At 45.6% G+C, this 19,584-nt stretch carries 13 protein-coding genes; 8 read left to right on the top strand and 5 right to left on the bottom strand.

Going from position 1 to position 19,584, the window contains the following annotated elements; genetic code table 11:
- Positions 1 to 72 precede the first annotated feature (72 nt).
- The 7 genes from AAHN97_RS27740 to AAHN97_RS27710 all read left to right on the top strand — a co-directional run bounded on the left by AAHN97_RS27740 (position 73) and on the right by AAHN97_RS27710 (position 10,616).
- Complete coding sequence (locus AAHN97_RS27740; RefSeq protein WP_343305320.1) at positions 73 to 3,138, top strand: SusC/RagA family TonB-linked outer membrane protein; 3,066 nt, start codon at positions 73 to 75, stop codon at positions 3,136 to 3,138.
- A 21-nt stretch (positions 3,139 to 3,159) separates the two neighbouring features.
- The gene (locus tag AAHN97_RS27735) at positions 3,160 to 4,641 is read left to right on the top strand and encodes a RagB/SusD family nutrient uptake outer membrane protein (RefSeq protein WP_343305319.1); all 1,482 of its coding nucleotides are present in this window, start codon (positions 3,160 to 3,162) and stop codon (positions 4,639 to 4,641) included.
- Positions 4,642 to 4,652: 11 nt separating this feature from the next.
- On the top strand, positions 4,653 to 5,708 hold the full coding sequence (locus AAHN97_RS27730) for a glycoside hydrolase family 130 protein (protein ID WP_343305318.1): 1,056 nt from the start codon (positions 4,653 to 4,655) through the stop codon (positions 5,706 to 5,708).
- Positions 5,701 to 6,975: an MFS transporter gene (locus tag AAHN97_RS27725; protein ID WP_343305317.1), complete on the top strand. Its 1,275-nt coding sequence runs from the start codon at positions 5,701 to 5,703 to the stop codon at positions 6,973 to 6,975. Before AAHN97_RS27730 ends, AAHN97_RS27725 begins: the two co-directional genes overlap by 8 nt.
- Positions 6,972 to 8,684 (top strand): hypothetical protein, encoded by a 1,713-nt coding sequence (locus AAHN97_RS27720; protein ID WP_343305316.1) that lies wholly within the window; start codon positions 6,972 to 6,974, stop codon positions 8,682 to 8,684. Before AAHN97_RS27725 ends, AAHN97_RS27720 begins: the two co-directional genes overlap by 4 nt.
- A gap of 178 nt (positions 8,685 to 8,862) precedes the next feature.
- A complete protein-coding gene (locus AAHN97_RS27715; RefSeq protein ID WP_343305315.1) occupies positions 8,863 to 9,867 on the top strand; it encodes a sensor histidine kinase in 1,005 nt (334 codons plus the stop codon).
- Positions 9,864 to 10,616, top strand: a complete 753-nt coding sequence (locus AAHN97_RS27710; protein ID WP_343305314.1) for a LytR/AlgR family response regulator transcription factor — start codon at positions 9,864 to 9,866, stop codon at positions 10,614 to 10,616. Before AAHN97_RS27715 ends, AAHN97_RS27710 begins: the two co-directional genes overlap by 4 nt.
- A gap of 133 nt (positions 10,617 to 10,749) precedes the next feature.
- Here the strand turns inward: AAHN97_RS27710 and AAHN97_RS27705 are convergent, their stop codons facing one another.
- From AAHN97_RS27705 to AAHN97_RS27685, 5 genes are read right to left on the bottom strand one after another with little or no spacing between them, the layout of a single operon-like run.
- On the bottom strand, positions 10,750 to 11,847 hold the full coding sequence (locus AAHN97_RS27705; RefSeq protein WP_343305313.1) for an efflux RND transporter periplasmic adaptor subunit: 1,098 nt from the start codon (positions 11,845 to 11,847) through the stop codon (positions 10,750 to 10,752).
- Positions 11,828 to 15,073 carry an efflux RND transporter permease subunit gene (locus tag AAHN97_RS27700; RefSeq protein WP_343305312.1) on the bottom strand — a complete coding sequence of 1,082 codons (3,246 nt, stop codon included), beginning with the start codon at positions 15,071 to 15,073 and terminating at the stop codon, positions 11,828 to 11,830. Before AAHN97_RS27700 ends, AAHN97_RS27705 begins: the two co-directional genes overlap by 20 nt.
- 10 nt (positions 15,074 to 15,083) lie before the next feature.
- Positions 15,084 to 16,481 (bottom strand): TolC family protein, encoded by a 1,398-nt coding sequence (locus tag AAHN97_RS27695; RefSeq protein ID WP_343305311.1) that lies wholly within the window; start codon positions 16,479 to 16,481, stop codon positions 15,084 to 15,086.
- Between the two features lie 32 nt (positions 16,482 to 16,513).
- Complete coding sequence (locus AAHN97_RS27690; RefSeq protein ID WP_343305310.1) at positions 16,514 to 17,839, bottom strand: sensor histidine kinase; 1,326 nt, start codon at positions 17,837 to 17,839, stop codon at positions 16,514 to 16,516.
- Positions 17,836 to 18,519 (bottom strand): response regulator transcription factor, encoded by a 684-nt coding sequence (locus AAHN97_RS27685; protein WP_343305309.1) that lies wholly within the window; start codon positions 18,517 to 18,519, stop codon positions 17,836 to 17,838. The genes AAHN97_RS27690 and AAHN97_RS27685 overlap by 4 nt, the downstream gene beginning before the upstream one ends.
- Positions 18,520 to 18,665: 146 nt before the next feature.
- Between AAHN97_RS27685 and AAHN97_RS27680 the strand changes: the two genes are divergently transcribed.
- The gene (locus tag AAHN97_RS27680) at positions 18,666 to 19,583 is read left to right on the top strand and encodes a hypothetical protein (RefSeq protein WP_343305308.1); all 918 of its coding nucleotides are present in this window, start codon (positions 18,666 to 18,668) and stop codon (positions 19,581 to 19,583) included.
- Position 19,584 lies beyond the last annotated feature (1 nt).

The following is a 19,584-nucleotide window of genomic DNA, read 5'->3' as shown; positions in this document are numbered from 1 at the left end:
ACTATAGTGCATAAGCCCGGTATGCAATAAACCTACTTTGTAATAGCATTCCACAATACTTAAATCGCCGTTATGAAAAAAATACTTACACTATTATTAGTGTGTTTCCAGATGACTGCTTTCTCACAATCAACTGAGATCAAAGTCACCGGAAAGATCACTTCCGTTTTCGGGCAACCTTTAGGAGGTGCCTCCATCCAGGTTAAAAATGCAGCAAAAACAACTTCTACAGACGCTGCCGGCTCTTTCTCCATTACCGTACCCCAGGATGCCATATTGGTGGTAAGCTTTGTAGGTTACCAGAAACAGGAAGTACCTGTTGCCGGTAAAACAGCTATCATGATAGCACTCGAACCTGCAGAAACCGGTTTGGGCGAAGTAGTGGTTTTAGGATATAACAGTCAGAAAAAAGCTAACCTCACCGGTGCTATTTCCACCGTGAACATGGCAGACCTTGATCAGCGAAAGGTGCCGGATGTGGCACAAGCTCTGCAAGGCCAGGTTGCCGGTGTGCAGATCACACAAAGCACGGGTGCACCGGGTGAAGATATCAGTATCCGTATCCGGGGAGAAGGAACGATCGGGAACAACAGTCCATTATTTATTATAGACGGAATCCCCTCCCGCGATATCTCCTTCCTCAGCCCTTCAGATATTCAATCCATCACAGTGTTGAAAGATGCCTCTGCCGCAGCCATTTATGGTTCAAGGGCTTCCGCAGGTGTAATTGTGGTGGTCACCAAAACAGGTAAAAAAGGTGCTACCAATATAGATATCAACTATTTCAACGGGATCCAAAAAGTAGCCAACCTGCCCAAAATGCTCAACAGGGAACAGTATATGAATAAGATGGAAGAAAGCTGGAACAATTCCGGTTTTACAGGTACCAATCCCTATACAGCAGATAAAAGCAGAACGGACCTTGCTAATACAGACTGGCAAAAAGAATTGTTTGAAACAGGGCGTTCCCAGAACCTGCAGGTATCTGCCAGCGGCGGCAGCGACAAAATACAGTTCCTGGTATCCGGTAGTTATTACAGCCAGGATGGGATTGTGGTCTATGATAATGACCAGTACAAACGTTACAACTTCAGGACCAATATCAGGGCCAACCTCACCAACAGGTTATCCATCGGAACCAATCTCCAGTTCTCTTATGAACTGCAGGATAAATTATCTTCCAAAGGAGATGCACCCGGCATTATCCGTCATGCATTGATCCGCCCGCCGGTGATCCCTGTATATAAAGATCCCGGCGATCCTACTTACAAACCTGGTGATCCCTTCACCGATCTGCCTTTCTATAAACACAGCGATCAGGCCAATGGCGGATGGGAAAGCAATAAATATGAATACAGCAGCAATCCCGTTGCCCTCGCCTATTTCACGAATGATAAAAGGAATAGCCTGAAAACTTTCGGCAATGTATATGCAGAGTACGGTTTCCTGAAAGACAATGCTTTGAAATTCCGTACCAACCTGGGTATTGATCTGAATATGACCCATAACAAAACATTCAATCAGAACTTTGGTGATGACGATGGTGGCGGCAATGCCACAGATAAAGGACAGGGACGCAAGAACCGCCCCAATGGCCTGAATGAGGACAGGGGCGAAGAATACACCATCACCTGGAACAATACACTGAACTATACAAAGGCCTTCGGCAAACATAACATCAGCGCACTGGCAGGTACTGAATACATCACTAATTATGCTTCTTCCATTGGTGCTTCCAGGAGCCGGTTTGAATATGTGAACACCACCTTCCAGTACATTGATTATGGTGGATCACAAACAGATGTATGGAATGGCGGTAATGGTTCAGAATGGGGACTGTTCTCTCTCTTCGGTTCTGCTACTTATTCCTACGATGCACGTTATATGGCCACTGTAAATTTAAGAGCAGATGCCTCCTCCCGTTTTGCCGAAAACAACCAGTGGGGTTATTTCCCTTCTGTTTCCTTAGGCTGGCGGATCTCTGAAGAAAAATTCATGCAGGATGTTAACTGGATCTCAGATCTGAAACTGCGTGCCAGTGCCGGTACATTGGGGAACCAGGAGATCGGCAATTATGCTTACCTCACTTTACTGCGTAAAACCGGTGATCAATATGTGATCTCCCGTTATGGCAATCCTGATCTGAAATGGGAAACCACCCGCCAGCAAAATATAGGGGTAGACATCGGTATCCTGCGTAACAAAGTATATCTCTCCGTAGATTACTTCTCTAAGAAAACATCAGACATCCTGCTGCCTATTTCCCTCCCGGCTTTAGTGGGAAGCGTTTCTCCCACTATTGTAAATGCAGGTGAAGTATCCAACAAGGGTATAGAAATTGCACTGAACCTGCGGAACAATGATCATGCATTTAAGTATGATATCAATGCGAACGTAGCCACAGTTACCAATAACGTGGAAAAACTGCACCCCAATTTACCCAACATCACCGGCAATGTTTCCAGAACACAGGTAGGGCATCCACTGAGTTCTTTCTATGGTTATGTAATGAATGGTATCTACCAGAACCAGGCAGAGATCACCAGTTATTTACATGGCACACCTACTCCTTCCGAAAAGCCCGGCGATATCAAATTCAAAGACCTGAACAACGATGGTATCATCAATGATAACGACCGTACCTTCATTGGTAATCCAAATCCCAAATTCTCTTATGGCTTAAACCTCTCCGGCAGCTATAAAGGTTTTGATATCGGTATCCTCTTCCAGGGCGTACAGGGTGTTGACAAATACAACGATCTGAAAAAGATCACGGATTATGATACCCGTCCTTTTAACCACAGCATCCGCACATTGGAAGCATGGCATGGTGAAGGAACCAGTAATACCGTTCCCCGCTCTACTTTCAACGATAACGGCAGCAGCAGGGTATCAGATATTTTCGTGGAAGACGCTTCCTACCTGCGCCTGAAGAACCTTGAAATAGGATACTCCTTCGGCGCTATGCTGAAGAGAACAAATACCGGCATAAAAAATGTGCGGTTATATGTATCAGCGCAAAACATTTTCACCATAACCGACTACACAGGCCTGGATCCTGAATCCACTGATTTCTTCGACCAGGGTACTTATCCGCAGTCACGCGCACTGTTGTTTGGTGTAAACGTTCAGTTCTAATTACCGCTTAAAAGTAAAGCCATGAAATCAATCTATCATATACTCGCCATCACAGCCATCTTAAGTAGCTGTACCAAGCAATTACATAAAGATCCGATAGGCCTGTTAACACCTGATCAGATCAACACAGATCCCAAACTGGGAACCGTTACTTCTTCCGTCACCTCTTCCTACCAGATGCTTTCCAGTACACTCAACCTGTTGGGAGAATGGCAGTGGGATGGCGGTACCGTTACCCGCAATGATTTTGTTCTGCAGGACATTGCCTCCGGAGATATGCAAAAGAAATGGAACCCGGATGGGGATCAGGCCTGGATGGACCAATATTCCAACTATAGCTTTACTGCAGCGAATGGTGGGTTTAATGGCCAGTGGAGCTATGATTATGAAGGCATCTCCCGCGCCAATCTTGCTATCAGTTATTTAACGGACCCTGCTGTTACTACCAAGATCGGAATTGATGAAACACTGCGTAAAAGGTTGTTGGGAGAAGTATACTTCCTGCGTGCTTTTTACTATTTCGAACTCGTGAATAACTTCGGCGATGTTCCCTTACTGCTGAAACCACTGAAGAATTTCTCAGAAGCCTATAGCGTAGCAAAAAGAGAAAAGAAAGCTGTTGTGCTGGAGCAGATCAGTAAAGACCTTGCTGAAGCCAAACCATTATTACCCGGTACCAAATTTGCTGACAATACAGAAAAATGGAGAGCCTCCAAAGGTGCTGTGATGGCTATGCAAGCCAAGGTAGCACTGTACGGTAAAAAATGGGCAGATGTGATTGCCATCATCACAGAACTGGAAGGCCTGGGTTTCTATAGTCTCAATACCAATTACTTTGATGCTTTCAGTGTAGCAAAAGAATTCACTGACAATGAAGTGATCTTTGCTTATGATCACCAGCAGGGAAAGAATCCCCGTAACGGGAATGGGTTATGTGCTTTGCAGGGATGGGGTTTTATAGCACCTACTGCTAATTTCGTCAGTGCATTTGAAGCCAACGATCCACGGTTGTTGTACACGGCAGATGTAGCCAACCAGGCATGTTACAAATTACTGGGCACTACAGATAACAGCAATAAAGGGAACGATGATGCTCCCAACAATAAGATCTTCATCCGTTGGGCAGATGTGCTTTTATGGAAAGCAGAAGCTTATAATGAAAGTGCAAATTACCCTGCTGCCATTGGCATTATCAATTCCATCCGTGCACGTGCAAGAACAAGCCCTTCCGTAACAGGTGCTTTACCACCTGCCGGTACATTGCCCAACAGGAATATTGCCACTACAGATAAAGCCCTGGTTACCTCCTGGCTGGTGAGTGAACGCAGGGTAGAATTAGGTTTTGAATCACACCGTTTCTATGATCTGAAAAGATGGGAAACAGCCAAAGCAGTACTCACCGCTATGGGCAAAAACTTCCAGGATAAAAATTACCTCTACCCTATTCCGCAGGGTGAAATAGATAAATCAGGCGGTAGCATTACACAGAATACAGGATTTTAAAAGCAGCAGATATGAGTGATATAGCAAAGCGATTTGAAGCGAACCCATTGTTGTCCCCCGGGGACTTAAAAGCCAGTAGTGAAGGATTACTGATCGCCTGTCTTTTAAACCCCGGTGTTTTTCAGTATGAAAATAAAACATGGCTGATCGTAAGGGTAGCAGAAAGGCCGGAACAGCAGGTGGATGTGATCTCCTTCCCCATCCTCACACCTACGGGTACAAAGATCATGGAGATACCCAAAGACGATCCTGCGTTGATAGCCACAGATGCCCGGGTGATCAGATATCACGGTGTAGATTACCTCACCACCCTCTCCCATCTGCGATTGCTTTGCAGTGATGATGGTATCCATTTCTATGAACCGGAAGGATATACTTCGCTATATGGAGAAGGGAAGTTAGAATCCTTTGGTATAGAAGACTGCCGGGTAACGCAGATAGATAACAAATATTACCTCACCTTCACTGCTGTATCTGACAGTGGCGTGGGAGTTGGTATGCGTACTACCACCAACTGGAAGGAATTTGAGTCCCACGGCATGATCATTCCCCCGCATAATAAAGACTGTGCCATCTTCGAAGAAAAGATCAATGGAAAATATTATGCCCTGCATCGCCCCAGCAGTGTAGACATTGGTGGAAACTATATCTGGATCGCAGAGTCCCCGGATGCTATCCACTGGGGGAATCATAAATGCATTGTTAAAACCCGGGAAGAAAGCTGGGATAATGCCCGCGTAGGTGCAGGATGTGCGCCTATTAAAACAGACAAAGGCTGGCTGGAAATATACCATGGTGCCAACAAGCTCCATCAATATTGCCTCGGGGCTTTTCTGCTGGACCTGAATGATCCTTCCAAAGTACTGGCCCGTACAGAAGAACCCATTATGATACCTACTGCACCTTACGAACTTACCGGTTTCTTTGGTAACGTAGTATTCACCAACGGGCATACCGTGAATGACGACACCATTACTATGTATTATGGTGCTTCGGATGAATTTGTTTGCGGTGCAACGCTTTCCATCAAAGAAATATTCTCATTACTAAAATACGATCATGCTTAAGAAATTAAGGTCTGAAGTAGCCCACTTCAATAGTCAGCCGCATAACTTTCGCATCCTCGTTATGACGAATATTGTGTACGCATTTGTGCTGCCGGTGATAGATATTTTTGTTGCGGCTTACGTGATGCGTAGCTCTAACGACCCTGCCAAAGTAGTGATCTACCAGTTAACCATCTACACCGGCATACCATTGACATTTCTGTTAAACGGATTCCTGCTGAAACATTTTAATATCAGAAAACTTTACTCCGCCGGCATGTTGCTCAGCGGTGTATCCATGATGATCATGATGTCCCTCAAAACCCTCAGCCTTACAGGTATTGGTATTGCGGGGATCACCATGGGCATGTCCTTTGGTTTCTACTGGGCCAACCGTGATTACCTCGCATTGGCCATCACGCACGATGGTAACAGGAATTACTATTATGGATTAGAAACTTTCTTCTACACCATCATCGCTGTGGTGATCCCTGTAGGTATTGGCTGGTTCATTGAAACATGGGGAGGCAAAGGAGGAGCGCACAGTGCGTACCTGATCATTACCGGGCTGGTGTTTGTAATTACGATACTGGCATCCATTGTTTGTTTCCGTGGCACTTTCAGTAATCCCATGCAAAAGAAATATATTTTCCTGAAGTTCCACCCCTTATGGTATAAACTATTGTTCCTCGCCTTACTCAAAGGCCTTGCACAGGGATTCCTGGTAACGGCACCTGCCATGCTGATCATGTTGTTATTGGGGAAAGAAGGTGCATTAGGTACAGCCCAATCTATCGGCGCCATCATTGCGGCGGTACTGATGTATATCATTGGCAGGGTATCCGGCCCCGCCCATCGTTTGAGAATATTTGCAGGCGGGCTTATATTATTTACCATCGCCGCACTTTTTAACGGTATTTTGTATAACGAAATAGGGGTGGTACTCTTCATGCTCTTTCTGTTACTCGCCAAACCATTAATGGACCTGGCTTATTTTCCGATACAGTTCAGCGTGATAGACATCCTTGCAAAGAAAGAGAACAGGGGTGAATTCGCTTACATCCTTAACCATGAAGCCGGTTTATATGTAGGCCGCTTCCTGGGTGCAGCTACCTTTCTTTTACTGGCATACTTTTTCTCCATGGAGGTTGCACTCCGGTATGCCATCATCATCATTGCCGTTATGCAACTTGGTTCTATCTGGGTAGCAAAAGTGATCATGCGGGAAAGAGTGGAACTGATGCTGGAAGAAGAAAAAGACTTACACAAAATTCAACAGGCTATATGAAGCAACTGATCTTATGTTCCCTTTCCCTGCTACTGCTGGTAGCCTGCAAAGAGTCACCTAAAAAGGCTATGCCGCAGCAAAACCTTGCCAGAGTGGATTCTATGCCCAACCTGCCACAGCCGCTGGAAATAATAGATTATCATCAACTGGCCCTGCAGTTCGACAGTACGGTATATGATCCAAACGCCACAGGCGAATACTGGCCACTAGTTTGGCTGGACAGCAGCCATAAAAACTATCCGCAGACCGTAGTGGGTTTATACACTGCCATCGGAGATGTACGCCAGGGTCCTGCACATAACAAAGGCATGTTCCATGAAGCCCTGGCCAGCATGGGCGCCATATTGGGAGCATCGCTGGTAGGCATCGATAAATCACAGCAGCGGGGCCTCAACTATGTAGGCATGCTGAAAAACTATTTCAATAAAGACATTGGCTGGAACATTATGATGAACAATACCTGTCCGGAAGTAGCCTTGCTGGGTGGTGGCTATGGCAGAGACTGGTGGTACGATGTATTCCCTAATGTATTGTTCTACGCCATCTATGATAAATATCCCAATGAACCCGGCTTTGATAGTATTGCCCGGAGCATTGCAGATAAATTCTATCTCGCAGATTCTCTCCTGCATGGTGACTACAATTATTCTTATTTCGATTATGGTAAAATGCGCCCCATGAAAACACAGATCTGCGCACAGCCGGATGCTGCTGCGGGTCATGCATGGGTTTTATACTCCGCTTACAAAAAATTCGGTGATCAGAAATACCTTACCGGTGCTATCAGTGCTTTGAACGCATTGCAATCACAACCGCTGAATCCCACTTACGAACTCCTGATGCCCTTTGGCGCTTACCTCGCCGCAAGGATCAATGCGGAGCAGGGGAAGGATTTTTCCGTGAATAAAATGCTGGGATGGAGTTTTGACGGCACACCGCTTTGCAGGGAAGGATGGGGCGTACTCGTAGGCAACTGGAATGGCATGGATATTTCAGGTGTAGTGGGCAGCACTGTTGATCATGGCGGATATGGTTTTCTCATGAATACCTACGACTTCGCATGGCCGCTTGTTCCTATGGTGCGGTACAATCAATCCTATGCCACAGCAGTTGGTAAATGGATGTTGAATGCCGCCAATGCAGCACGTTTCTTTTACCCTGCACATATGCCGGATGAACATGAAGCCATTCCGCAAATGGCAGCTGCTACCAAAGGGGTAATAGGATATGAAGGCTTGATACGCACATCCGGTTTTGAAAAATATGCACATATCAAAGGACCTGTAGCACAGGGAGACGGACCAAACTGGGTACCGGGTAAAAACCCTGAAGTATCCCAGTTCAGTGTATATGGCAGTGCACACGTTGGTATCTTTGGCAGTATTATCCGCCCAACGGAAATACCGGGCATCCTGCAATTGAACCTGCTGGCAACAGATTTCTACCGCGATAAAGCATATCCCACCTTCCTCTATTACAATCCCTATCCGGAAAGTAGAGAGATCACACTGCCATTAGATAAACGCTCCGACCTTTACAATACCACCACCGGAAGTTTTATAGCCCGTAAGGTCTCTGATTCCTTTAATATCATTCTGCCTCCGCAACAAGCTACTGTTATAGTGATTGTGCCCGCTGGTAAAAAAGTAGTGTATGAAGGAAATAAAATGCTGGTGGAAAATGTGGTAGTGGACTACAACGTACAATAATATCAACGGACAATTACTCATAATTACGTACTTCTACGTAACGCCCAAGACAACTTGGGCGTTTTTTTCTGTTTAAATACATACTTATGTGATACCCCCGTCCAAAATCTGCACTTAACTTGTGCCCCAATAGCCCCAAAGAATTGTTAGCGGACATGCGCAACTAAATCTATTTACAATGACGACAAAAAAAATAAGGTGCTATGCGCCTGTTTTTCTTTTCATCTTCCTACTCCTCCTGTTCCACGTTGCAACGATCAGTTACCTGACCATTGCCGTTTCTGCATTTTATGCCATCATGGCCAGTGAAAGCGCACTCTGGATCATTTTGCTCACCCGGAGAAAAGCACGCGGCATCATCCATCTTAAAAAGAAATTACGCCTCATTGTTTTATATGGATTGCCTATTTCACTACTGGTTTCTGTTGCCGGGTTTCTCTTTTCCAGGTGGATAGGGCTGCATCATGAATTTGCTTATATCGCCGGTCTGAATATGTTATGTTGTTCGCTGGTGATCGGCGCATATGAATGTGTATATTATGTACGCCAATGGAAAAGGCTTTTCATTGAATCAGAGAACATCCGGAAGAGCACCCTTCATATTCAGTACAAATTCCTCAGAGACCAGATAAAGCCACATTTCCTCTTTAACAGCCTGAACAGCCTTACCTCACTGATCTCCCAGGACCCGGAAAAAGCAGAACGGTATGTGGAAGAAATGGCCATGGTATACCGCTACCTGCTGAAAAATAATGGTAAGGCGCTCACTACTTTTAAAGCGGAAAGGGAATTCCTTTCTTCTTATCTGCTCATGCTGCACACGCGTTTTAACGATGCACTGGTCATAGATATGCAGGTGGATGCCTGTTACGATGATTTTCTTATACCTCCGTTTGTATTACAGCTCCTGGTAGAAAACGCCGTAAAACATAATATCGTTTCCCAGAGCCAGCCGCTCACTATCCGCTTTTATACAGATGACGAAGATCAGCTGTACATCTGCAATAACCTGCAGAAGAAAAGGAATCCTCCGCCATCAGAAAAAACAGGTTTACGCAATATCAGTTCCCGGTATGAATTACTACCGGTGAAAAGAACACCCAGGATAACAGAACAGGACGAGCTATTTAAAGTAATGATCCCGCTCATTCCCCACCATACATATGAAACCGTTGAAGAATGACAGCACTTGTAATTGAAGACGAAACCTTAGCCGCTGAAAAATTAATAAAGATGCTGGCCGCCGAAGATGAAAGCATCCAGGTATTGGGTGTTTTAGATACGGTAGAAAAGGCGGTAGGTTATCTGAAAGACAATCCGGCACCGGATATCATTTTCCTGGACATCGAACTGGGAGATGGAAAGAGCTTTGATATTTTCCAGGAAGTAGAAGTGAACAGTCATATTATTTTCGTGAGTGCTTTTGATGAATATGCCCTGCGGGCATTTAAATACAACAGCATCGATTATTTACTCAAACCCCTTAAAAGAAAAGACCTTGCTTTTGCCCTGGAAAAGTTCCGGCAGCATTTTACTTTAACACAATCCAAATCTGAGATAGCCGGTATTATCCGGCAGCTGCAACAAAAGGAATACCGCAGCCGTTTCCTCCTGCGCCAGGGAACCCGCCTTTTTTCTCTCCATATTAATGAGGTAGCGATTGCCTATACGCGGGAGCGTTTACATTACATCCGCACTTTTTCAGATACCCATCACCTTATAGATAATAACCTGGATGAACTGGAGAGCCAGCTGGACCCGGAGAAGTTCTTCCGGGTGAACCGCCAGTTCATTGTGAGCTTTAATGCCATTGATCAGGCCTATGCCTGGTTTGATGGGAAGATCAAACTTATGGTAAAACCACCCGCCTATGAGGATATTATCATCAGCCGGTTACGGGCGAATGATTTTAAGAAGTGGTTGGGTAAGTAAGTGCTAAAAACACAAGGGGAACAACGCCTATCACCGCGCTGTTCCCCCTTTTCTCTAATCCCTGTCTCTGATTCGTCAACCTTTCTTTTTACCAAATTCATCATCTGGCCTTTAACATAAGCATAATCCCTGTTTACTTTTTAGAAGTTAAAGCTGAGCCATTCCTGATCTCGTCATTTGCCTTTTCTACTAATATGTCCCCGCTGTTGAGTGCTCCGAATATCTCCACTTTTCCTTCTGCATCTCTGCCTTTCCTTACTTCTACCCATTCCGCCTTTTGATCCTTCAGCCGTACCACGAAAATTTTCTCAGTAGAACTTACTACTGCTGTAACCGGTACAACAAATACACTGTCTGTTGTATTCAAGGGAATGCTCACTTCCGCTACCATACCCGGTAATAATTTCTTATCGTTATTCAACACGTCCATTTCCACACGCTGAGAGCGCAAACGGCTATCCAGCGCGCCGGAAAGACGGTTTACATTTGCTTTGAATGGTTGACCCGGCAAAGATTTCACAGTAAAACCTACTTCACTTTTATCTTTGAGGTAACTGGAATAAGCTTCCGGAATAGCCACCACCAAACGTAATTTCTTCTGTTCCTGCAAAGTGAACATCGGCATTTCGGAGCCTTTCCCGGAAGGGCCAACATAAGCACCAGCACTCACATTCCTGGCACTGATCACACCAGCAAAAGGAGCGCGGATCTCTAAGTAATTGCGGTTATCAGAGATTTCCCGGTAAGCAGCCTTTGCAGATTCCTGCTGTGCAAAATCAGATTTCTGTTTGGCAAATGCCAGGTCCAGATCATTCTGTGAAACGGTACCCGGTGTTTGGCTGGTAGTATATAAACGATCGTAATTAGCTTTGCTTGCAAGGTATATTGCCTCCTGGGAACGCAGTCTTGATTCAGCGCCTGCCAGTTGGGAACTTAATTCCGGTGCTTCCAGCGTTGCCAATACCTGCCCTGCAGATACAACAGACCCTACATCCACATTTAACTTCTTCACAAAACTGTTCACCTTGGCATATAGATCCACCTGTTGAAAAGGCACCAGTTCTCCCGGCATTCTGAGGGATGCTGAAAAGATATTTTTCTCCAATGCAAAGGTGGCAACCGCGGGAACTGAAGCAGCTTCGTCCTTGCGGGTGTCTGTTTTACTTTGCGAAACACCGCAGCCAGCCAACGCTACGGCTGCTATCAGTATTCTATTTGTTATTGTGATCATACAACGAAGGTATATAGTGTTTACTTTCTTTATTTTCAGGATCAAGGGAAACGGATGCAATGGATGCCTTTTTCTGTACCCAGGCAAATACCAGGGGCAGAATGATCAGTACGGCAAATGTAGAAGCTACCAACCCTCCTATCACCGCACGGCCCAATGGCGACACCTGGTCTCCTCCTTCTCCATGGCCAATCGCCATAGGTATCATACCTGCTACCATCGCGAGGCTCGTCATCAGGATGGGACGTAAGCGAAGTGCTGCCGCTTCTTTTGCAGAGGCCAGCGAATCACCGTTATGTTTCCTCAGGTGTTCCGCATTGGTGATCAGCAATACCGCATTGGAAATAGACACCCCTACGGACATAATGATACCCATGTAAGACTGAAGGTTCAGGGTAGAACCCGTGAGCATCAGTAATGCAAGAGAACCTAATATTACAGCCGGTACGGTTGTTAAAACCACAAAGGAAACGCTGAAGGACTGGAAGTTCGCAGCCAGCATCAGGAAGATCACCACAATGGCTACCAGCAATCCTGATTCCAGGCTATCCAATGTTTCCGTTAAGGTATTGGAAAGCCCGATCGGTTCCATTGCTAATCCACGGGGCAGTTCTCCCAGAGAAGCTATTGCAGCCTGTACATCTTTTGTAGCAGTACCTAAGTCTTTATTATTCAGGTTCGCTGTTACCGAAAGCATGGGCATGGCACCAAGGTTATCGTTCTCTCCGTATGTAGTGGTTTGCGTAAGTGTGGCGATATCTCCCAACACAGGACGGGCTGAATTTTTCAGGATCGGTATTTCACTGATATCATCTATGCTCGTCATCTTGTTCTCCGGGATCTGCACCTGCACACTGTACATCAAACCAGCCTTTTCATCCACCCAAACATTTTTCTCTGTTAAACGGGAAGAAGAAGTGGAAGCGATCAATGAACGGGTAACATCTGTCATATCCACGCCCAGCTGTGCTGCGCGGGTACGGTCAATGTCGATATTGATAGCAGGATATTTAGTGGATTGCGTTAATTGAACATCCCGTAGATAAGAAACCCCTCTCAGTTTCGCCATCAGTTTCTCTGCATATTCTTCATTCAGTTTTTTATTCCTGCCGGAGATCCGCACCTCTACAGGTGTGGGAGAACCCTGGCTAAGGATCTTATCTGTCAGCTCAATAGGTTCAAAGGACAGAGAAAGTTCAGGCGCTCTTTCTTTTATTTTTGCACGCAACTTTTCTTTTAATTCATCCAGATCTGCATGATACTCTTTACTCAGGCTCACCTGTATCACTGCTTCCTGCGGCCCGGGCATGAACAGATAAATAGGGCTTACAGAAAACAGGGAAGGGTGTTGCCCTACATAAGCTGAGGTGATGGAAATATTCTCTTTCCCGATCACTTCTTCTATAGCTTTCAGGGCTGCTAATGTTCGCTGTTCCGTACGTTCCATCCTTGTACCCTGTTCAGAACGGATCCTCACCTGGAACTGGCCACCATTTGTTTTCGGTAACACATCCCGCCCGATATTCGTCAGCAGTAAAAAGGCAATTGCGCTGATCACTATCAGGTAACCTATCACAATAGGTTTGCGGTAAGGTATCATGCGATTGATGAAGCGCATAAAACGTGCCCTGAATTTTTCAAACCGGCTGATCTTTCCATCTCTGTTGCTATCTGCACGTTCCACCAGTTCTTTCTTCTGTTCCCAGGTATCGCCTTCGCTGGCAGCACTGGGGACATGTGCATGTTTTTTATGGCCTTTCATGATCCAGTTGGCCATTACCGGCACAAAGGTTTGTGAAAGGAAATAAGAAGTGATCATGGAGAAACCGATCGCCAATGCCAGCGGCAGGAACAAGGATCCGGGGATACCTGTCATTGTAAATGCCGGCGCAAACACGGCGAGGATACAGAAAAGGATCAGCAGTTTCGGGAACGCGATCTCCTTACAGGCATCCCAGATAGCCAGCGCCTTGGGTTTCCCCATATCAAGGTGCTGGTGTATATTCTCAATCGTTACTGTGCTTTCATCCACCAGGATACCAATGGCCAAAGCGAGACCACTCAGCGTCATGATATTGATCGTTTGCCCGAAGAGGCTTAAGAACAATACCCCGGAAATAATAGATACCGGAATGGTAAGGATCACGATCAATGCCCCTCTCAGGTCTCCCAGGAACAATACTACCATTAAACCCGTTAATACTGCTCCAATGATACCTTCACTGATCAGGCTCTTCACAGCATTCATCACATAAGTGGACTGATCAAATTCATAGGTGAGCGTTACATCTTCCGGCAAAGAAGACTGTAAACGCGGAATAGATTTCTTCAGGTTCTGCACTACTTCCCAGGTAGAAGCATCTGCGGATTTAGCCACGTTGATGTATACAGAACGTTTACCATTCACCAAGGCATAACCGGCTGCAATATCTGCGCCATCCTCTACTGTAGCAACATCACGGAGGTAAAGATTCTGCACGCCACCTTTGAAAAGCGGGATGTTCTCAAAATCTTTGATATTGGTGATATTGGTATTAGTAGGGGTGAGATAATTCTTATCGCCGATACGCACGTTACCGGAAGGAGCTGTTTGGTTGTTTAAACGAAGTGCCTCCACCAATTGGTCCGGCGTAAGATTGTGGGAACGCAGCATTTCAGGATCTGCTTTGATCACCACGGTACGGATATTACCACCAAAAGGTGGTGGCGCTACCAGACCGGGAATAGAAGTAAAGGATGCCCTTACATACACATTCGCCATGTCCATCAGTTCATTGTTCGTTCTTTTATCACTACTCAATACCAACTCTCCCACCGGCAAAGTGGATGCATCGAAACGAACAATGAACGGCGGCTGCGATCCCGGGGGGAAAATAGCCTGTGCCCTGTTACTAAAAGCAGATACCTCTGCTGCGGCCTGCGCCATATCAGTTCCCTCATAAAAGCTCAGTTTCATCAGGGTAAGGCCTTGAATGTTCTTTGTTTCAATGGATTTCAAACCATTCACAAAGAGCAGGATGTTCACATAGTTCTTGGCAAAGAAAGCTTCCATCTGGTTAGGTGTGTACCCACCAAACGGATGCGCAATATATAATACCGGTAATTCCAGTTTCGGAAAGATATCTACCTTAATCTGCCGCACCGCTTTGATACCGAAGAAAAATAACCCTGCTACTAATACCAGGATCGTTATCGGTTTGTTCAGTGCGCTTTTAATCAGTCCCATTATCTAGCTATTAGAATTCATTGATAAATAACCCGAAGTTGCCTACTGCCGCAGATTTCAGCAACAAGGCCTGCCACACATTGCTATAAGCAATATCCCGGTCTGTTTCCGCGCGGTTCAATGCATACAATGCCTGCGTTACATCTACCAGTGTGCTCAGTCCGTTACGGTACATCACTGTTTTCTGTAAATAAGCATCTGCTGCGGATTTGATCTGTACAGCGGCTTCCCTGTAATTGTCCAGCGCGTTCTTCATTTTAGTATCTGCCAGTACCACCTGCGCCTTCAATTGCTGGTCCACTACTTCCATTTCATTCTGTAATGCTTTGGAAGTAAAATCCTGTGCCGCAGATTGATGACGTACCCTTAAAGGACTCGTCAGGTTCCAGGTAACACCTATGCCCAGCAGGTAATTGCTCCTGGTAGGTTTGATGCCTTCCCAATAATTATGTGTGTAAGAAGTCTGGTCCTGCGCATAATCATTATGGAAACCGGAAGCCCGCGTTTGTAATACACTGAAAACACTGAAGGCGGGGTAGTTGAAGGTTTTGATATATTTCTCCTGTTCCTCACTCAGCAGGATCCTGCTTTTGTAATATTGTAAAAGAGGATGCGTATCCGGGTTTAATGCAGCAGTATCTGTGATGGCAGCAGGCAAACGTGTAATGAACAGACTGTCCAGCACAAACTCCGCGGGTGCCACACCCAGTAATTGCGCCAGTACATTTCCCTGCTCCTGCTCCAGATCTTTGGCTTTTGTAAGGGCTATCCTGGCATTGGAAACTTCTGCATTAGCGAGGGAGGAATCCACCCCGGCAATCAATCCATTCTGCACACGGCGTGTTACCACAGCACGGAAAGTATCCGCTCTTTCGAGGTTGCGCTCCCAGGAATTTGTTAAGCGCTGTGCCGCCAGTAAATTCAGGTAGGCACCTGCCACTCTCACTTCATGCCGGAACTGTTCCTGCTGCCAGTCGCGCTCATCACGTGCGGCCACAGATGCTGCAGTTTTGATCTTTTCCTTTGCCCTGCCGAATGCAAAAAATTCCCAGTTAATATTGGCCAGGTACAAAGCGCCAAAAGCGGCATTCCAGTTCTGAGAAGGTAAAGGCAAACCGGAGGAAGCCACACCAAGACCGCCAAAACCATACAGCGGGCCATTCTGCCCATTGACGGTTCCGTAATCCTGTTGGGCCGAAATATTAAGATTGGGGAGGTAATCCCTCCTGGATTGTTGAACGGTAGCCTTGGAAGCGTTTAAGTAATTGGCCTTGGCTTTAATGGTCCCGTAATTGTTCAAAGCCGTTTGTACAGCATCTTTCATTGTTAGTACCTGGGCTTGCGCATTCCAGGTAGCGCAACAAAATATGGCTGAGATCAGCAGATGAACCTTGTAGCGTATAGTCATCTCTAATGAATGTGCGATTATGCATGGCAGCTTTAAAGCTGAATTCTCTCATGCAAATAGCGCTCATCATTTTGAAGCAATTTTGAAGAATGGGATTCCGGGGGGAAGTTCACGATAAGGATATGCAGTCCGGATGTATAGTGGTACTGGATTTCAAAGGAATTCATATCACATATCTGTTTTACAATTGACAGACCAATTCCGATAGAGTTATTACACTGGCTTCCTTTCTTAAATCGCTGGAACATTTCCGAGGTAGGATTTTCCGGCGCTTTTCCGGTATTTTTTACCATCAGGAATTCCCGGTTCAGGATCACTTCTATGGTACCACCAGGCATATTGTGGCGGATGGCATTGCTGAGCAGGTTATTGAGCAGAATGTCTGCCAGTGAGGCATGCAGCTTCAGGCAAACGGGCTCTTCGATGCTGGACTTTACGGTCAGTTCTTTCAGGGCTATCAGGTCGCAGAAAGCGCCCAGGGCCTCTTTGGTATATTGATCAAATGGCACCTCTTCCGTAGCTTCATATTCATTGTTCTCCAGGCGGGATAACAATACCAGTGAGCGGTTAATACGCGTCAGCTTCTCTACTGCGTTATTCATATCCGCGATAAGTACAGCCTGGTCTCCCTGGATATCAGATTCTGATAACAGTTCCAGTTTACTGCGGATAATGGCCAGTGGCGTTTGCAGTTCGTGTGACGCGTTTTCGGAAAATTCTTTGAGGGAGCTATAATCATCCACTGCCTTATCCGTCATCTTCTTCACAAAAAGGTTCAGTTCCTTGAATTCTTTTGTACGCGTTTCCGGTAACACCAGCCGCTTCTTGGATTTCAGGTTGAATAACTGCAATTTTTTAATGGTGCCGTTAAAAGGGGCCAGCACCACACGGGAAGCTACCCTGGCCGTTAATACCACCATGGCCACTAAGATGATCAGCTTCCACATGATGGAGATCCTCAACCCCGCCAGGATCTGTTCCGAGCGCGATACATAATCGCCGGAAGTGATCCTGTAATATTGATTATGGATATTATGATAAGAAGTAACAATGATCTTGCGGTCATTATCATTCAGCAGGGGATCCTGGGTTACATCTCTTTCTGTAATAACATAGTGATCGGCAGCAAAAGCCGTATCAGTTTTGGCATAGAGCACCCTGCAGCCTGCAGTATATTCTGCCGGCGGCTGCCCTTTCCCGATCTGTTCAGCCACCCGCACATTCACATGTTTCAGGCGTTCAATAGCTGATTTATCGATCTCCCGTTTGATACTATAATAAGTGATCACACTATTGATAGGTATGATCACCATTGTAATACCCAGGAACCATAAGGTGAATTTATCAACGAGCTTCATTGCTTTGATGTATTAAACTTGTATCCCAGCCCGTACACTGTTCCAATATAATCCGTACCGTTTGCTGCACTGATCTTTTTCCTGATATTTTTTACGTGCTGGTATACAAAATCAAAGTTCGCGAAATTGTCTGTATAATCGCCCCACAGATGTGCTGCAATGGATTGGCGGGAAAGTACCCTGTTCTTGTTCACTACAAAATAAAGGAGCAGGTCAAACTCCTTACGTGTCATATCCAGTAATTGCCCGTTCACAGTAGCTTCCAGCGTATCTATATTCAAACTTATTTCATTAAAGGCAATGACATTGCTTCCGTTCAGCTTTTTGCGCCGGTAAATGGCACGCAGGCGGGCATGTAGTTCCGGCAGGTGGAAAGGTTTGGTGAGATAATCATCTGCACCCTCTTCCAGCCCGGCAATCTTATCGTCCAGCGAATTTTTGGCAGACAGTATCAGGATGCTGCTTTGTATGCGCTCCGTTCTTATAAAAGACAGGAGCTGCAATCCATTCCCATCCGGCAACATGATATCCAGCAGCACACAATCATACTGAAATGAAATCAGCTTATCCTGGGCATCCGTGATATTATAGCTCACTTCGCAGATATACCCCTCTCTTCCCAGAAATTCAGAAATACTGCTGGCCAGTTCTTCGTTATCCTCTATCAGCAAGACTTTCATATCTTCTGCAAATTACACACAAATTTGAAGCAATCTTGAAGTGAAAGGGGTTATAAATATATATGTCATTGAAAAACAATAACTTGATCTGGTTCAAATTATTCTGGCAGAGGATTTGCTTATACCTCCCCCGTAAACCTATAAATATGAAACCATATTCTTTATTCTTTCTTTTAACAATGATGTTGGCTGCATGTGCCGGTCCCTCCTCAGAAAAAAAGGCGGAGACAGACAGTGTGCAGACGAATGCTACAGCCGTAAGCAGTACGCCTACCGAAATCAGTACTTATGTGGGAGACATTGATGAAAAATCCGGTTCCGATTATTACCTGCTGGCGCTTCACGATTTTTTGAACGGAGAGAACTCAAATGGCATAGTGGCTACCTTCAATAACAGCGGACAGCCATTACGTGTACTTCTTTATCCGGAAGGAGATCAGCGGATCAAAGCTCCGCAGACCTGGATCTACCTGGACTCCCTGTCCGGCAAACCTGTATTGCTCCGGGAGATTGTGGAAAGTGAGAAGAATGTAACAGAGAACAGTTTTTATTATGGTAATGATTCCGTACTGCAATCAGAAACACGGGCTGCAGCAGATCTGCCCAGCCTTGAAAAAGCGGCATTCACTGCTTATCAGTCTCCTGCTGCGCCAAGCGATTACCGTTTGCAACCGGCTGAAGTAAGCAAACTGGTGGCAAAAGTATTGACGGCAGTAAAAGCAGATAGAAAAGACCTGAGCAAAGGAGCAAATATTGTACGTAAAGATGGGGCCTCGCACTGGGGTACCGGTAATGAACCCGGATGGAGCATTGCAGTGATCCCGAATAAAAAGATCATCCTGCATATGAACTACAACCAGGATAAATATGAATTCCCTTATAGTGATGCGCAGAAAGGAGATAATGAAGCAACAGAATTCATCACCACTATTAAAGATCACACCCTCACCGCAAAATTTGAGAACAAGCGGTGCACGGATGATGCAGATATAAAACACCCCATGACCGTCACCATCAGGTTCGATGGCAAAACTTACCAGGGCTGCGGCCAATCCTTATTTTAGT

The sequence above is a fragment of the Chitinophaga niabensis genome (assembly GCF_039545795.1).
Classification (GTDB): Bacteria; Bacteroidota; Bacteroidia; order Chitinophagales; family Chitinophagaceae; genus Chitinophaga; species Chitinophaga niabensis_B.
This window is presented reverse-complemented; position numbering and strand designations above follow the sequence as displayed.

What these genes read in the sequence shown, in the direction of transcription:
- AAHN97_RS27695 (WP_343305311.1), bottom strand. Translation starts at nt 16,481, where the DNA reads ATGACTATACGCTACAAGGTTCATCTGCTGATCTCAGCCATATTTTGT.
- AAHN97_RS27725 (WP_343305317.1), top strand. Translation starts at nt 5,701, where the DNA reads ATGCTTAAGAAATTAAGGTCTGAAGTAGCCCACTTCAATAGTCAGCCG.
- AAHN97_RS27705 (WP_343305313.1), bottom strand. Translation starts at nt 11,847, where the DNA reads ATGATCACAATAACAAATAGAATACTGATAGCAGCCGTAGCGTTGGCT.
- AAHN97_RS27715 (WP_343305315.1), top strand. Translation starts at nt 8,863, where the DNA reads ATGACGACAAAAAAAATAAGGTGCTATGCGCCTGTTTTTCTTTTCATC.
- AAHN97_RS27690 (WP_343305310.1), bottom strand. Translation starts at nt 17,839, where the DNA reads ATGAAGCTCGTTGATAAATTCACCTTATGGTTCCTGGGTATTACAATG.
- AAHN97_RS27720 (WP_343305316.1), top strand. Translation starts at nt 6,972, where the DNA reads ATGAAGCAACTGATCTTATGTTCCCTTTCCCTGCTACTGCTGGTAGCC.
- AAHN97_RS27730 (WP_343305318.1), top strand. Translation starts at nt 4,653, where the DNA reads ATGAGTGATATAGCAAAGCGATTTGAAGCGAACCCATTGTTGTCCCCC.
- AAHN97_RS27685 (WP_343305309.1), bottom strand. Translation starts at nt 18,519, where the DNA reads ATGAAAGTCTTGCTGATAGAGGATAACGAAGAACTGGCCAGCAGTATT.
- AAHN97_RS27735 (WP_343305319.1), top strand. Translation starts at nt 3,160, where the DNA reads ATGAAATCAATCTATCATATACTCGCCATCACAGCCATCTTAAGTAGC.
- AAHN97_RS27700 (WP_343305312.1), bottom strand. Translation starts at nt 15,073, where the DNA reads ATGGGACTGATTAAAAGCGCACTGAACAAACCGATAACGATCCTGGTA.
- AAHN97_RS27740 (WP_343305320.1), top strand. Translation starts at nt 73, where the DNA reads ATGAAAAAAATACTTACACTATTATTAGTGTGTTTCCAGATGACTGCT.
- AAHN97_RS27680 (WP_343305308.1), top strand. Translation starts at nt 18,666, where the DNA reads ATGAAACCATATTCTTTATTCTTTCTTTTAACAATGATGTTGGCTGCA.
- AAHN97_RS27710 (WP_343305314.1), top strand. Translation starts at nt 9,864, where the DNA reads ATGACAGCACTTGTAATTGAAGACGAAACCTTAGCCGCTGAAAAATTA.